General features: G+C 70.8%; 13 protein-coding genes. 7 read left to right on the top strand and 6 right to left on the bottom strand.

The window, feature by feature from the left end:
• Nucleotides 1-13 precede the first annotated feature (13 nt).
• On the top strand, nucleotides 14-994 hold the full coding sequence (locus tag ACFYWQ_RS35535) for a threonine/serine dehydratase (protein WP_389522428.1): 981 nt from the start codon (nucleotides 14-16) through the stop codon (nucleotides 992-994).
• Between the two features lie 228 nt (nucleotides 995-1,222).
• Here the strand turns inward: ACFYWQ_RS35535 and ACFYWQ_RS35530 are convergent, their stop codons facing one another.
• Entirely contained in the window at nucleotides 1,223-2,263 is a 1,041-nt protein-coding gene (locus ACFYWQ_RS35530) for a vWA domain-containing protein (protein WP_389522427.1), read from the bottom strand.
• 183 nt (nucleotides 2,264-2,446) lie between these two features.
• Here ACFYWQ_RS35530 and ACFYWQ_RS35525 point away from each other — a divergent pair, with 183 nt between their 5' ends.
• Nucleotides 2,447-3,610 (top strand): TetR/AcrR family transcriptional regulator, encoded by a 1,164-nt coding sequence (locus tag ACFYWQ_RS35525; protein ID WP_389522425.1) that lies wholly within the window; start codon nucleotides 2,447-2,449, stop codon nucleotides 3,608-3,610.
• Nucleotides 3,611-3,735: 125 nt separating this feature from the next.
• Here the strand turns inward: ACFYWQ_RS35525 and ACFYWQ_RS35520 are convergent, their stop codons facing one another.
• Nucleotides 3,736-4,935: an oxygenase MpaB family protein gene (locus ACFYWQ_RS35520; RefSeq protein WP_389522423.1), complete on the bottom strand. Its 1,200-nt coding sequence runs from the start codon at nucleotides 4,933-4,935 to the stop codon at nucleotides 3,736-3,738.
• Between the two features lie 1,077 nt (nucleotides 4,936-6,012).
• On the opposite strand from ACFYWQ_RS35520, the gene ACFYWQ_RS35515 reads away from it, so the two are divergent.
• Nucleotides 6,013-7,377: a family 43 glycosylhydrolase gene (locus ACFYWQ_RS35515; RefSeq protein WP_389522422.1), complete on the top strand. Its 1,365-nt coding sequence runs from the start codon at nucleotides 6,013-6,015 to the stop codon at nucleotides 7,375-7,377.
• A gap of 97 nt (nucleotides 7,378-7,474) precedes the next feature.
• Here the strand turns inward: ACFYWQ_RS35515 and ACFYWQ_RS35510 are convergent, their stop codons facing one another.
• The gene (locus ACFYWQ_RS35510; protein ID WP_389522420.1) at nucleotides 7,475-8,365 is read right to left on the bottom strand and encodes a LysR family transcriptional regulator; all 891 of its coding nucleotides are present in this window, start codon (nucleotides 8,363-8,365) and stop codon (nucleotides 7,475-7,477) included.
• A gap of 281 nt (nucleotides 8,366-8,646) precedes the next feature.
• Here ACFYWQ_RS35510 and ACFYWQ_RS35505 point away from each other — a divergent pair, with 281 nt between their 5' ends.
• The gene (locus ACFYWQ_RS35505; protein WP_389522419.1) at nucleotides 8,647-9,030 is read left to right on the top strand and encodes a DoxX family protein; all 384 of its coding nucleotides are present in this window, start codon (nucleotides 8,647-8,649) and stop codon (nucleotides 9,028-9,030) included.
• 182 nt (nucleotides 9,031-9,212) lie between these two features.
• Here the strand turns inward: ACFYWQ_RS35505 and ACFYWQ_RS35500 are convergent, their stop codons facing one another.
• Nucleotides 9,213-9,740: a GNAT family N-acetyltransferase gene (locus ACFYWQ_RS35500; protein ID WP_389522417.1), complete on the bottom strand. Its 528-nt coding sequence runs from the start codon at nucleotides 9,738-9,740 to the stop codon at nucleotides 9,213-9,215.
• Nucleotides 9,741-9,812: 72 nt separating this feature from the next.
• Between ACFYWQ_RS35500 and ACFYWQ_RS35495 the strand changes: the two genes are divergently transcribed.
• Nucleotides 9,813-10,433: a TetR/AcrR family transcriptional regulator gene (locus tag ACFYWQ_RS35495; protein ID WP_389522415.1), complete on the top strand. Its 621-nt coding sequence runs from the start codon at nucleotides 9,813-9,815 to the stop codon at nucleotides 10,431-10,433.
• A 264-nt stretch (nucleotides 10,434-10,697) separates the two neighbouring features.
• Nucleotides 10,698-11,831: an FAD-dependent oxidoreductase gene (locus ACFYWQ_RS35490; protein ID WP_389522413.1), complete on the top strand. Its 1,134-nt coding sequence runs from the start codon at nucleotides 10,698-10,700 to the stop codon at nucleotides 11,829-11,831.
• Between the two features lie 510 nt (nucleotides 11,832-12,341).
• On the opposite strand, the gene ACFYWQ_RS35485 is transcribed toward ACFYWQ_RS35490, so the two are convergent.
• Nucleotides 12,342-13,223, bottom strand: coding sequence for an SDR family NAD(P)-dependent oxidoreductase (locus ACFYWQ_RS35485; protein WP_389522411.1), 882 nt, complete (start codon nucleotides 13,221-13,223; stop codon nucleotides 12,342-12,344).
• A 439-nt stretch (nucleotides 13,224-13,662) separates the two neighbouring features.
• Between ACFYWQ_RS35485 and ACFYWQ_RS35480 the strand changes: the two genes are divergently transcribed.
• Nucleotides 13,663-14,397, top strand: a complete 735-nt coding sequence (locus ACFYWQ_RS35480) for an SDR family oxidoreductase (RefSeq protein WP_389522410.1) — start codon at nucleotides 13,663-13,665, stop codon at nucleotides 14,395-14,397.
• Nucleotides 14,398-14,421: 24 nt separating this feature from the next.
• Here the strand turns inward: ACFYWQ_RS35480 and ACFYWQ_RS35475 are convergent, their stop codons facing one another.
• Nucleotides 14,422-14,565, bottom strand: a complete 144-nt coding sequence (locus ACFYWQ_RS35475; RefSeq protein WP_389522409.1) for a hypothetical protein — start codon at nucleotides 14,563-14,565, stop codon at nucleotides 14,422-14,424.
• Nucleotides 14,566-14,745 lie beyond the last annotated feature (180 nt).

Here is a 14,745-nt window from a genome sequence, read left to right as displayed (position 1 = left end):
ACGCTGCCGTGTCGTGCAGGAGACACGCCTCGACACCGCCCGGATCCGGGCGGCCCGCCGGGTGATCGACCCGGTTTTCCTCGACACTCCGCTGTACCGCTGCGAGGCGCTGGAGCCCGAGCTCGGGTGCGCGGTGAGCATCAAGCTCGAAACGGCGAACCCGGTCCGCAGCTTCAAGGCCCGCGGCACCGAGGTGGTCGCGAGCCTGCTCGCCGACAACGGCTCGCCGGCCGTGGTGTGCGCCAGCGCGGGCAACCTCGGCCAGGCCCTCGCGTGGTCCGGCCGCGGCCGGGGGCTCGACGTGACCGTCGTGGCATCCCGTTTCGCGACTGCGGCCAAGCTTGATCGCATCCGCGCGTTGGGCGCCGCTCTGGAACTGGTGGACGGCGACCACGAGACGGCTCGCGAGCGGGCGGCGGCCATCGCGCGGTACGACGGCATCCGGCTGGTCGAAGACAGCCTGGACATCGAGACCTGTGAGGGCGCGGCGACCATCGGCCTGGAACTGGCGGACGCCGCGCCGTCCTTCGACACCGTCCTGATCGCTCTCGGTGGCGGGGCGCTGGCCACCGGCGTGGGGCACGTGATGAAGGCACGGGCACCCGACGTCGAGGTGATCTGCGTCCAGCCGCTGGGCGCACCGGCGATGACACACTCGTGGCGCAGGCGGTGTGTCGTCACCACCGACTCCACCGATACCATCGCCGACGGCGTCGCCGGCCGGTGTCCCATCCCGGCCGTCCTGGACGACCTCCTCCTGGTCGCGGACGACGCCGTCCTGGTCCGGGAGGCGTCGATCACCGCCGGTATGAGGCTGCTCCTCGACCACGCCGGCCTCGTCGTCGAACCGTCGGCCGCGCTCGGCATCGCGGCACTCCTCGAAGACCGTGACCGCTTCGCCGGCCGACACGTCGTCACCATCGTGTGCGGCGGCAACGTCGACATGGACGCCTACCACCGCTGGGTCGGCGCGGCTCCCGTCCCCAGGTCCTGACCGCAGTACGGGTCACCCGCTCGCGTCCCGCATCACGTGGGCCAGCGCCGCGATGGACCGTCCGCCGCCGTGTGCGAGGGCGAGGCGGGCCCGTTCGGGGGTGGTGCCGGCCATGAGGGTGACGAGGGCCGTCGCGGTCTCCCCGCCGCAGGCGTCCAGGCAGGACAGTGGAGCTTCGAGGTGTACGGCACCGCAGCCCCCTGACGTGACTCCCGATCTGACGAACCGTCAGAGCATCAGCAGCAGCCGCGTGTTCGGTACGAGCTTCCGGTTCACGCTGGTGCTCTGCACGAAGATCGTGAAGTCGTCGTTGTGGTTCGGCTTGACGCGGACTTCCACGTCCGGCAGACCGAGCAGGGCTCGGGCCTCGGGCCCCGTGTACACCCGGTCCGTCTTCTTCTCCAGCACCGCGATCCGCTTCCGCGCCTGGATCTTCTCCGACTTGCTCAGCTGGTAGAACGCGCCGCCGGTGCGGTAGGTGTGCCCGCTCTCGACGACCCAGTCCCGGATCCCCGCGTCCCGGCCCACCTGGATCAGCTGGTACGCCGACGGATCCACCGGGGCGAGGCCGGCCGCCTTGATGGTGTCCTTGTTGACCGCCTCCGCACCGGTGGAGAACACCGCCCGCGAACCCCGGATCCCCTGGGTGCGGCCCACCATGAACTTCTCGGTGGCCTGCTGGATGACCTGCCCGGCCTCCTCCAGGCCCTGTGTGCTCGTGGCGTCCCAGATGGCGATGTTGTCCTTCGGGAACCCGCACTGCATGGCCTCGCGCTTGCCCATCTGGTCCGGCACGAGGACCGCCAGCGTCCAGTTGGCCTCCTGCGTCTCGATCATCCGGGACACGGCCTCGACCAGTTCACGCGCATTCCTGGAAGGGGCGTCCGGGCAGCGATGACTCGCGTTCTCCTGCCCGTCGGTCAGGACGAACGTCAGGAAGCTGTGGTCGCCGTACAGCTGAGCGGTCTGTGCCAGCTCCCGCTGCGACTTCAGCGCGGCCGCCAGCAGAGCCGTCATACCGCCGACCCGGTAGAGCTGCTTCAGCGACGGCATCCGCAGCACGTCCTTGTCGTAGATGACGCACTCCACCTCGTCCGCGAAGGCGTACACGGTGACGCGGGTCTCCTGGTCCAGTTCCCTCGACCGGCGGGCGAGGTAGGCGATCTGCTGGTCGGCGACCTCGACGACCTTGCGGCTCAGGTGGGACATGGACGAACTGGCGTCCAGCACAAGAGCGACGTGATTGATGTAGTTCTGCTTCCCGGACATGACGGCTCCCCCTCGTTCGGACTCGATGCTCCTACCGTCTCACCCACCACTGACAATCGGTCCTGGCTCCGGGGGGCACCGGCCGGCCGGGCGTGGCCCGTGCCGGTGAAGGCGCCGACACCTTCGAGCCACGTGTGATTGACTGATCCGCATGGCCCCGTCTCCGCATCCGCCCGTTCGGCCGTGACCGCCGAACCGACCGCGGCCACTCGGCCCCGCAACCGCAAGCAGCTCATCGTCGAGGCGGCCGGCCGAATCTTCAGCGAGCGCGGCTACCACACGGCATCCATGGAGAAGATCGCCGCCGGCGTGGGGATCACCGCGGCGGCCCTGTACCGGCACTTCCCGAACAAGTACGCGCTGTTCGCCGAGTGCGCCGACGTCATGGCGGACCGACTGGTCGCCGCGCTCGACGAGGTGCCGCCCGGGGCGGCCCTGACGGACGTGCTCACCGCCGTCACCCGGGTCACCGTCGCACATCGCGCGTCGGGCGGCGTGTACCGATGGGAGGCGCGGTACCTCAACCGTGAGGACCGCCGGCATCTCGGGGCGAAGTTCGGGTACGTCGTCCGGCGGGTCGACGAGGCGGTGCAGCGCGAGTACGCACTGCCCGACGAGCGCCTGCGGGCCGTGGCGGCCCTCGGCGCGATCGGGTCCATCACGATGCACCACACCTCCATCGCCCAACGCCGGGCCGAAGAGCTGCTGTCGGCGTCCGCGCTGCGCGTGGCCGCGACCGATCCCGCGGCCGCCCTCAGGGGCGCACGCCCCGTCGAACTGCCCGCCCAGTCGGTGCCGCGGACGCGACGCGCGGAGATCCTCGCGGCCGCCATCCCGCTGTTCGCACGGGACGGGTTCGCCAGCGTCACGAACGGACAGATCGCGGAGGCGGTGGGACTGGCCCCGTCCGCGCTCTACCGGCATTATCCCGGCAAGGTCGACATCCTGGCGGCGGCGTGTCTTCAGGCGGCGGGACTCCTGGCCCGGGGAGTGGAGCAGAGTCTTCACGAGGTGACCGGCCCGCGCGACGCCATCGTCGCGCTGGCGGCGACGTACGTGGCCTACAGCTTCGAGTACACCGCGCTCAACAGCGTCGCCGAAGCCGAGCTGGCCGGCTTGCCGGCCGACCTGCGGCGGTCCCTGGTCCTCGCACAGCGTGAACACATCGCCGTCTGGGAGCAGCAGCTGCGGCTGGCCCGTCCGGAGCTGGACCCGCGCCAGGCCCGGGTGCTGGTGCACGCGGGGTTCGGCGTGGTGGTCGAGGCCGGACGCAGACTGCGGTGGCGGGACGGCCAGGACCACCGTGACGCCGTGACCGCTCTGGTCCTGGGTGCTCTGGGTCTCTGAACCGCCGTCGGACCCCGGCGGCGACGAGGCGCAGCGTCGTGAGGCGCCTGGTGCGAACGTCACCCTGGTGCCCGTCCCTCGGCCCGATCTGCCGCGGGACGGGCAGGTGAGATCGGCGCGACGGCTCAGGCCGCCCTGTTTCCGGTGGGGATGGTGATGGGGGTGGTGGTACCGGAGGAGCCCTTGTTGAGGAACAGCATGGCCAGGGCGCGCACGAACTGGTCGAACATGTAGAAGGCGGTGGGCATGATGGGCGACAGCCCTTCACGGAACAGGATGAACGCCGGCCACGCGGTGCGGACCAGGGCCGCCGACGCGTAGTCGCGTTCCAGTCCCAGCCAGTCGCCGACCTCGTCGCTGAGGACGTAGCGCACGAACTCGTTCAGGAAGCCGCGTGTGACGCCGAGGTCGATCTGCGCGGTCAGGCCGAGCAGTTCCTCGGCCAGTGCGATGCCCTCGGTCGACGGGGTGAGGATCGGGGTGAGCACCTGCGCCGACTGCTTCTCGGCGGCCGCCCATGTCTTGGGGATGTGCTCGTACGGCACACCGAGCAGGTGGATGGCGACCTGCCACGAGTGCAGGAACGCCTCCTGGTCCGCGGCCGGGAACGGGATCTTCCAGTCGAGCAGCTTCCTGTACACGTAGGTGCCCAGGCTGTGGAAGGTGACCAGGATGTCGGCGGCGCTGATCGGGACGGTCTCGTCGGCGACCGCCCGCCAGTGCGGCGACTGCGGCAGCAGGTGACGCACCGCGGCGTGCACCACGCGCGTCTTGTTGGCGGTGACGACGAACTGTCCCGTCGGCTCGAAGGCGCCCAGCTGGGACAGGTCGTAGCCGAACGTGAACGTCTTGGCCGCGCGGTCCTGCATGTCGGCGCCGCCCGCGGACCAGTAGACGCTCTTGGCCTCGCGCGGAATCACGGTGCTCATGATTCCGCTGCCGAGGCCGTACAGCATGAAGAGGTACGTGTCCCTGCGCCGGTTGAAGTCGGCCGCGCGGGCCAGCTTGGCGGGGTCGGCCCAGGAGGGCAGCTGGTTGACCTGCCCCAGGTATGCGGCGAATTCGGCCGGCAGGCCGCTGGGCAGCGGGTCGTCGTTGTTCACCCACGACGCCCAAGCGGTGTTGATCGTCGGCACGTGTCCGTTCTCGAGCATCGAAACCATCAGAGGGTCCGCCGCGTCGTCCCAGATCCACTCCGGACCGGTCCCCGCGGCGGCTCCCGTCACGGAGTCCGTCGACGCCCACGCCCGTGCGGGGTTCGCCAGGCCCACGAGGCCGAGTGCGACACCGAGTGACAGAGCCTTTCGCCTGCTGAGGTTCTCCATTGACTTACCTGCTTCCCTAAGGGGCCAGACGGCGCTGTACGCCATGCCTCGCACGTCATTTGCATGTCCGTCATGTTTCGGATCTCGTTGAGCGATGTGATTTTCCATTAACATAGCGAGGCGAGTTACCGTCGGCAATGGTGGTGACGGAGGTGGGATGCCCGACCGTCCGAGCGCGACCCGTCGGCCGACCCGCCCGCCACGGAGGGGAAGCGTTCGGCCCGAGGAGACCCCGTACGGCGCATCACCGTTTCCCGCCACCGGCCGGGTCACCGGGGCTGACCTGTCCTCGACCGGCGACCACGCCTGCCCGGTCGCCGACCGTTGCCGCCATCACCCACCAGGGCAACCCCGCGGCACGCTGAGCCCCGCCCGCGCGGCGCTGCGTTCAGCAACCGCCCTGTTACATGATCTTATGAATTCCCGTCCGGTCCCTCGATCCTTCGGATGACCTGCGAAAACCATCGGCGCCCACGCCTGTCCGCATACCGGACGCTCGGGATTAATTATCCGGAGTGTTGACGAAAATCAGCGCCCGTTCGCATGCTGAGCAGCATGTCACCCCAGGACGGCCCGTCGGCCCGCGTCGGACGCGGTGCGACAGGCTTCTGCGCGAACGGCCGCACGGTCCAGGCTTCCTCGACCGATGCGGGCTTCATGGCCCCACTGACGGGCTGTACGGGACGTCCGTGTCCGGCGCAGACGTCGCCGCGCCACGCTTAGCCGCCGCGCTGTCGCGGCTTTCGCAGCGGATCGGCCCCCCGGCCGCACAAGATCGGCTCCCCGGCCGCACAAGCCGCTGTCCGGCGGGCCGGAACCGTCCTTCGGGTCCGGCCCGAGCCCGGCGCAGCTCCGCCTGACGCCGCGTTCACCTGACGCCGCGTTCACCTGCCCCTCCGCGTCGCCGCACACGACGTCTTCGGCACGGCGCGCGGGAGAGCGGAAGACGGAGCGGAAGACGGAGCGGAAGACGAAACACGCCGGATCCCCGGCCCCACCCCCGGTTGTGCCCTGCCCGCGATCCCTCAGGGCCGCGGGCCGGGCACCGGCACCCTGACGACGAAGGAGAAGTGACTGATGACCAGTGCCGAGAAAAGGTCGCACGTCGGCCGGCGGTCCCTGCTGGCAGCAGGCGCCGGCATGGGCGTGACGGCGGCGCTGCCCGCTGCCACGGCGCAAGCCGCACCGGCGAAGGCGGCGCCCGCGCCGGCGGATCCCGCGAAGGCCGTGCCGGCGTCGGCGCGGCGGTACCCCTCGAACTGGCCCGACCCCAGCTCCTACGGCGTGGCGGACACCCGGCTGGACCTGTGGCCGCGCGACGACAACTCCTTCGTCCTTCCGCTCGAACTGCGCCCTCGGGACGAGGAGCGGGGCGTGGTCTGGATCCGGGACACCTATGTCAACTGCTTCGTCGTCGACGGCCGTCCGCTGTATGTCGCCACGGGCACCACACGCGTACCCGGACTCGCCGTGGCCGCCCCGTGGAACGACGGCATCTTCGTGTGGACCGCCCCCTCGCTCAAGGGCCCGTGGAGACTGGCCGACACGACCGGCATCCGGCCCGACGCGGAGAAGGGCAAGGTGTGGTCGCCCGAGTTCGTCGACGAGAACCGCTCCGGACGCACCGTCGTCGCTCCGTGGCAGGAGTACTGGTACGACACCAAGTACGGCAAGCGCGGCCATGCCTGGGCGCCGGAAGTGCACTACTTCCGCGGCAAGTGGTACATCGTCGCGTGCACGGGCGACTACGCCAAGAAGGTCGGCTCCTTCCTACTGGTCAGCGAGGGCGGGGTCGAGGGCCCGTACCGGCTCGCCGAGGGCAACCTCGAAAAGCCCTTCGGTGACTCGTTCATCGGGGGGCCGAGTTTCATCGAGCCCGGCGCGTACCACCACATCGACGGCGGGCTCTTCTCCGAGGGCGACGACGCGTGGCTCGTCCTGCACAACAACCTGTACGCGAAGTTCACGGACGACATGGAGGACATCGTCACGCCGACAGGCCTTCCGACGTTCCAGCAGCAGCCCTATTCCCCCGAGCCGTATCTCGAAGGCGCGTACGTGTTCAAGTACGGCGGCACGTACTACCTCGTCCATGCCGCGTGGGACCGGACCTCGGTCAACAGCGACGGTACGACGCGGCAGGCCTACGACACGGCCGCCACCGGTCGCGTGCAGTACCAGTACGACGCGATCGTCGCCGTGTCGGACACGTTCGAGGGTCCGTACTCACAGCGGTGGACCGCCGGTGTCGGCGCCGGCCACAACAACTTCTTCGTGGATCACAGCGGCGGTCTGTGGGCGACGTTCTTCCTCAACCCGGCCGCCGGCTACTACGCCAACTCCGAGCGCGTCGACGGCGCCGCCGTCCCCGGTGTCGTACGGCTGGAGTGGACCGGCCCCAAGGGGAAGCGTCTTTACGTCGAGCGCCGCAACAGCGCCTGATCACAGGTGGAGCGGGGTCGGCCGCGGGCCGTCCCCGCTCCCGGCCGCACCACCCCAGGTCGGTGGTGTGTCCTGGACCGTTGCCCCGGTGTCGCCGTCAGAGTGCGATGGGGCCGAGGTCGGCGGCGGTCTGGGCCAGTGCGCGCAGGGCGGGGCTGTCGGCGGTGGTACGCCAGGTGAGTGCCCATGCGAGGGCGGGGGCGTCGTGGAGGGGGAGGAAGACGATGCCCGGGGGATTGTTGTAGCGTGCGGCGATTTCGCCCAGCGGGTGGACGCAGCGTCCGGCGGCGACCAGGGAGAGGATCTCGTGGAAGGTCCGCGCGGTGGGCCCACGGGGGATGCGGCGGCCGAGCGGGGTGCGGGCGGGGACCATGGAGGCGACCCAGTACTCGGGGGCTTCGGGGCCGAGGTCGACGACGTGGTTGTCGGCGAGGTCTTCCAGGGAGGCGGTGCCGCGTTCGGCGAGCGGATGGTCCGCGGCCACGGCCAGCACGCGGCCTCCGGTCAGCACGGTGGGTCCGACGGTGAGGTCCGGTTCGGCGACGGGCAGCCACAGCACGTGTGCGTCGTGCTCTCCGGTGCGCAGGGCGGTGAACGCGTCGTTCGCGTTGATCTCGCCGAACCGGACGTCGCTGCCGGGGCAGCGGGCGCGGAATGCGTCGAGGAGGGGGCGCAGCTCGTGTCCGGCGTGACCGAAGACGCCCAGCCGCAGGGTCCGGCCCGCGCCCGGGCCGGCCGCTCGGGCGCGGGCGAGTCCGGCGTGGAGCAGGTCGAGGGCCTGCTGGAGGTCTTCGCGCAGGCGCCGGCCGACAGGGGTCAGGGCCACGCGTCGGCTGGTGCGGTCGAACAGGGCCACGCCGAGGCGGCGTTCCTGACTGCGGACGGCCTGGCTGACGCGGGCCTGGGACACGTGGAGCCGTTCGGCGGTGCGGCCGAAGTGCAGCTCCTCCGCCAGGGTCAGGAAGATCTCGATGTCACGCAGCTCCATACATAACCCCCATGTTATGGACAGCTCCACGGACTTTACCTTGTTCCGCCGCTGACCTGCCTCGATGCTGGACACATCACCCACCGGGCAGGCGGCAGACACCTGACCGGCGCACGCATCGACGAGGCGGGGATCGAGTGGGGGCAGGGACTCACCGTCCCGGCGCCTGGGGCACCGGCACTGCTGACGAACACCGGCGACCGGCCGCGCGCTCCGTTCTGCGCATCGACCACGCAGCGTTCACCTCACCACTCACTTCACACACGACGGGGAGTCCGCCCATGAACCTCACCCTTTGGATCGCCGCCGGATTGCTGACCGCGGTCGCCCTGGCCGGCGGCATCACCAAGACCTTCGTACCCAAGGCGAGACTGGCCGCGCAGCACGGCGGGGAATGGACGCAGGACGCAAGCGCCGGCTTCATCAAGACCCTCGGGGTCCTCGAACTGCTGGCCGCGGTCGGCCTGATCCTGCCCGCCGCGCTCGGCATCGCACCGGTCATGGTGCCGGTGACGGCCACCTGCTGGATCGCCCTCATGGTCGGCGCCATGGTGACCCACGGCCGCCTCGGCCAGACCGGGCTGGTGCTGCTGAACTCGGTCTATCTCGTGCTTGCCGTTCTCATCGCGCGGGGCCGCTTCGGCCCTTGGTCCTTCGGCAGTTGAGGCAGGCCGTCGGTGTCTCGACCCGGCGTCGTCCGTCTCCCCTCCGGATGACGTCGCCCGGGTCGGCAGGGTCGGCAGGGTCGCCTGGTGAGCGTCCCTTTCACCGCCGCGAGCGGCACGGGCGCTGCCCGATGGCTCTCAGGCCGCATCCGCCCGGGCCGTGGTCCGCAGGCGCGGTCGCGTCATCCCTCCGTGGGGCTGCCCTGGAGGTCGAGGGTCCAGGTCTGACCGACGAGGTCATGGCCGAAACCGTGGTGGGGCTCCTCGTCGGCGAGGACGAAGCCGAAGTGCTCGTAGATCCTGCGGGCGGACACCAGGTTGTCGGTGGTCCACAGGGTCACGCGCCGGTAGCCGGCCTCGCGGGCGAAGGCCAGGGACTCCTGGACGAGGCGGGTGCCGAGACCGAGGCCCCGGGCGGCCGGGGTGACGAGCAGGACGCGCAGCCTGGCCACCCCCGGTCGGTCGTCGGCGACCAGGAACACGCAGCCCGCGCGTTCGCCGTCGACCTCGGCGATCCATGCCGCCTCCGTGGCCGGGGAGTGCTGTGCCGCGTAGTCGGCGACGATCCTGGCCACCAGGGCCTCGAAGTCGGTGCTCCAGCCGAACTGCTGGTCGTACAGCTCGCCGTGGGCCATCACCACCCAGCCCAGGTCGCCGGGACGGCCGGCACGGCGGATCACCGCCTGCCGCTGGTGGGTTCCCTTCGGCATGACACACTCTCCGGAGTCATTCATCACATTCCGTTACTGACACGACTGTGTCAGTCGCTTTAGGCTAGGTCCATGCCCCCGAAGACCGCAAACCCGTCCGCACGCCGGACCCACCTGCTCGAGGCCGCTTACCGGTACGCACTCACCCACGGCCTGACCGATCTGTCGCTGCGCCCCCTGGCCGAGGCCATCGGCTCCAGCACACGGGTGCTGATGTTCCTGTTCGGCAACAAGGACGGACTCGTGCGGGCGCTGCTGGAGCGGGCCCGCACCGACGAGCTGGAACTCCTGGCGCGATTCCGTCGGTCCGACCGCCCCGTCGGCCTGGTTCCGGCGGCCCACCAGGTGTGGACGTGGCTCGCCGCCGACGAGCACCGCCCGCTGCTGCGTCTGTGGACCGAGGCGTACGCCCGTTCCCTCGTGGAGCCCGACGGCCCCTGGGCCGGGTTCGCCAGGACGACGGTGGACGACTGGCTCGACGTCCTGGCCGCCTGCCAGCCGCAGCCGGAACGGGACGGCGAGGACGGTGCCACCCGCCGCACCCTGACGCTGGCGGTCCTCCGCGGAGCACTGCTCGACCTCCTCGCCACGGACGACGAGCGCAGGGTGACCACCGCCGTCCACCGGCAACTGGCTTACCTGGACGGCGAGGACAGGACCACGACGGCGCCTGACCATGATCCGACGCCCTAGCCGCCGTCGGTCACCGCGGGATCCGAGGACATCCGCGTCGGACCGTCCGCCGAGCCTCCGGCCTCCCCTTGGCCGATCGGCGCTTCGCCCCGGGGCGAGGGGGCACGGAGCGAAGGGTGTCGGTCACATGTCGGCGCTGCCGGTCCGTTGTCGGCTGCTTGTCGGGTCCTGTCGGCGCCTTGTCGGCGGAGGCCCGGAACCTTGGCGGTGGTCCTGCCGGGCCCATCCGGCAGGCGTGCGACACGCAAGGAACCAGGAATCACCATGACCACTGACGTCACGATCATCGGCGCCGGGCTCGGAGGACTGACCCTCGCCCGCGTCCTGCACGTCCACGGCATCCCGGCCACGGTCTACGAGGCGGAGGCCTCACCGACCGACCGCGCCCAGGGCGGGATGCTCGACGTGCACGACTACAACGGTCAGCTCGCCCTTGAGGCGGCGGACCTGATGGACGAGTTCCGCAGCCTCGTCCTCGAGGGCCGCGAGGCCATACGCATCCTCGACCGGGACGGGACCGTCCTGTTCGACCAGCCCGACGACGGCACGGGCGGACGCCCCGAGGTGATGCGCGGCGAGCTTCGCCGGATCCTGCTCGACTCGCTCCCGGCCGGCACCGTCCGCTGGGGCCACAAGGCCCGGGGTACCCGTGCCCTCGGCGAGGGCCGCCACGAGGTGACCTTCACCGACGGCACCACCGTCGTCACCGGCTTGCTGGTCGGCGCGGACGGCGCGTGGTCACGGGTCCGACCGCTGCTCTCCGACGCCACTCCCGAGTACACCGGCAGGTCGTTCGTCGAGACCTACCTGTTCGACGCCGACACCCGGCACCCGGCCACCGCGAAGGCGGTCGGCGGCGGGTCGCTGTTGGCGCTCGCTCCGGGCAAGGGGATCCAGGCGCACCGGGAGAGCGGCGGCACCTTGCACACCTACGTGGCCCTCACGGAGCCGCAGGAGTGGTTCGGCGCCATCGATTTCGCCGATGCTGCCGTGGCCACCGCACGGATCGCGCAGGAGTTCGACGGGTGGGCGCCCGAGCTCACCGCGCTGATCACCGACAGCGAGACCGCACCGGTCCTGCGCCCCCTCCACGCCCTGCCGATCGGACACCGGTGGGACCGGGTGCCCGGGGTGACCCTGGTCGGCGACGCCGCCCACCTCTCGGCCCCGAACGGCGAGGGCGCCAACCTGGCCCTGTACGACGGCGCCGAACTCGGCAAGGCCCTCGCCGCGCACCCCGACGACGTCGAGGCCGCCCTCACCGAGTACGAGCAGGCCCTGTTTCCCCGCGGCACCGAAGCCGCGACCGACGGCACCCGGCTCCACGAGCTCATGTTCGGCGACGACGCACCCCACAGCCTGTTCACCGCGATCGCCGAAGACGAGCGGACCCCATGAGCCGCCGACCGGGGTCACCGCGGTGACCGCCACCTCCGGCCCAGGTGGCCCTCCCGCTCCATGACTCCCGTTCGTGGAACGGTCACCGTGACCGTTCCGCGAACGCCCGACCCGCTGATCCCGGCAACCGCGTCACTGAAGATCGCCACCGCTGCCACGACCGCCTGTGGCCGGCGCTCCGCGAAGCGGCGGACGATGCCGCTGAGCGCACGCCACGGGTCGGGCTCGCCGAGGGCGGCCCGCATGTCCGCGCGGCGGCCCGCATGTCTGCGCGGCGGCCCGCATGTCTGCGCGGCGGCCCGCATGTCTGCGCGGCGCCCCGCATGTCCGCGCGGCGCCCCGCATGTCTGCGCGGCGCCCCGCATGTCTGCGCGGCATCCCGCATGTCCGTGCGGCACCCCGCGACGTGCTCGGCGAGCGCCGCGGTGACCAGGTCGGTGCGCGAGGGGAAGTGCCGGTGGACCGTGGCAACGCCCAGGCTGTTTTCCGGCCGTCGCCGACGCTGTCCGCTCACCACGTCGTGCCGTTCGCCTCTTCCACGGGGGCGATGAGCCGGTCGGTGAGGTCGGCGAGTCGCCGCTGGACGCCGGCGCTGTAGGCGAGACGATGCGCCCTGGCCCGGCGACCCTCGTCGTAGTACTCACCGCTCGCGCCCCGCGCGCCCTCGTCGATGGCACGCAGCACCGCCTCGGTTCCCTGGGACACCGAGGTCCAGGGGCGTACCCCGGCCTCGGTGACCATCGTGGTGTCCATGTAGGTCGCGGGATGCACACAGTTGACCCGGATGCCGTCGACGGCGTACTCCTCGGCGATGGTGAGCGTGAACGCGGCGAGCGCGAACTTGCTCCGCGTGTACGCCTCCATGCCGTCGTACCCACGGGTGAACTGGACGTCGTCCGGATCGACCGGGCTCTGCCCGATCGATCCGATGTTGACGACCTGAGCCGAGCCCGCCGCGCGCAGCGGGGAGCGCAGAACACGGGTCAGGACGACCGGCGCCAGATAGTTGACGGCGAGCCGCAGTTCGTAGCCGTCCCGGCTCACCTCCCGGCGGCGCGCGTCCCGCCCCGCGCCCACGCCCGCGTTGTTCACCAGCAACCCGAGCGAGGGGTGATCGGCGGCCACCCGCCGACCGAGCTCGGCGGTCTCCCGCAGCGAGGAGAGGTCCGCGAGATACGGGTGGGCCGTGCCGCCCGCCGTACGCAGCTCGTCGACGACGGCGGCACACCGGTCCCTGTCCCTGCCGTGCACCAAAACGGTCCACCCACGGTCGGCGAGTGCCCGGGCGAGGCTTCGGCCGAGCCCGGAGGTGGCACCGGTGACCAGGGCGGGGGCGGTCGGCCGCGGTCGTCCCTGAGGCTGCTGTCCCGCGCTGTTCTCGTGTCGGCTCATGATGAACGTGTTCCTTCCGCCGGCGCCGGTGCCGTGCGTAGCTCGAGGCGACCATGACGAGCATCTGGTCGGAGAGGTTGTGGACGTCGTGCCACACGGGCAGGGACTCGCCGTGGTGGTGGACGACCTGCCCTGTCTTCAGCGTCACCGTTCTGATCGGTTCAGCGTGTGTGCCGGCCGTGGCTCGCCGGACGGCACGGTCTCCACCCAGCACAGGAGGGTGCGCACGGGGAAAAACAGGGGTGGCGCCGGCCGAGCCCGGGAAACCCGACGTCATTCCATGGTGGCGTGCCCGCCCATGGCTAGCCAGGTGGCGTTCCCACTAGCATCGATCCTGGTCTCCCTGCCCCTTCCGCGAGCTGACAGCGTCATCTCCGGCCGGGCCGCCAAGCCGACCCGGCCGGTACGACAGCCCTCCGCTCGTGACCAGGAGACAACCGTGTCCGCTGTTCCCTCTTCCGCATCCCCGCTGTCCGGCACCCGTGTCGTGGTGATCGGCGGCTCGTCCGGCATCGGCAAGGCGGTGGCCCGCCGGGCCGCGGCCGCCGGTGCACAGGTCGTGGTCGGCTCCCGCTCCCTCGACAAGCTGGAGCAGACCGCCAAGGAGATCGACGGCATCACCACCGGTGTCGTCGACGTGACCGACGAGGAGAGCGTGCGCGCCTTCTTCGACTCCCTCGGCTCCCTCGACCACCTCGTCGTCTGCCCCGGTGACATGGCCGTCGGCTCCGTCTACGACGTCTCCCTGGACGCCGTGCACGCCGCCCTGAACACCAAGGTCGTCGGGCAGCTGCTGAGCGTCCGGTACGCCGGCCGGAAGATCTCCGACCGGGGCTCGATCGTGCTGATCGCAGGGGCGGCCGGCTTCAAGTCGTACGCCGACATGAGCGCGACCGCCGCCGCCAACGCGGGCATCGGTGGCATGGGCCGCTCCCTCGCCGTCGAACTGGCCCCGGTACGGGTCAACGTGGTCGTGGGCGGCATGATCGACACCCCGCTGTGGGACTTCCTGCCCGCCGACGCCCGCGCGGACCTGTTCGAGCAGACCGCCCAATCCACTCCCGTGCGTCGGGTAGGACAGCCCGACGACGTCGCGTTCTCGGTGCTCCACCTGCTGCGGAACACCTTCGTCACCGGTGCGGTCGTGCACGTCGACGGCGGCGGCACGCTGTGAGGGCGGGGACCGTGATGACCGGGGTCATCCTCGGTGCCCTGCCGTGTTGTCGACTGATTCCCCGGGCATGCGCGACTGCGGTCGGATCCTCTCCTCGACCAGCTCGCGGAGACGGGCGAGGAGACGGCTGTCGGCGACGGGCTGGTAGACGACGAAGGTCGCGTCCACGCCTGCGAGACTGAACTTCACATAGCCGAGTTCGATGCGCCCCAGGGTCGGATGGTCGAAACGGCGTACGGACGGTGAGGAGGGCGCTAAGCGTTGTCCCGTAACTGCTGTTCATGGGTGAGATGATCTTGCCGTGGCTGGTGTGATCACGGCGTCGGAGCCCTCCTGGATAGCCCCGTT

It is taken from the genome of Streptomyces sp. NPDC003247, from assembly GCF_042888135.1.
Taxonomy (GTDB): Bacteria; Actinomycetota; Actinomycetes; order Streptomycetales; family Streptomycetaceae; genus Streptomyces.
Note: the sequence above shows the minus strand (reverse complement) of the source record. Positions and strands in the feature narration are given on the sequence as shown.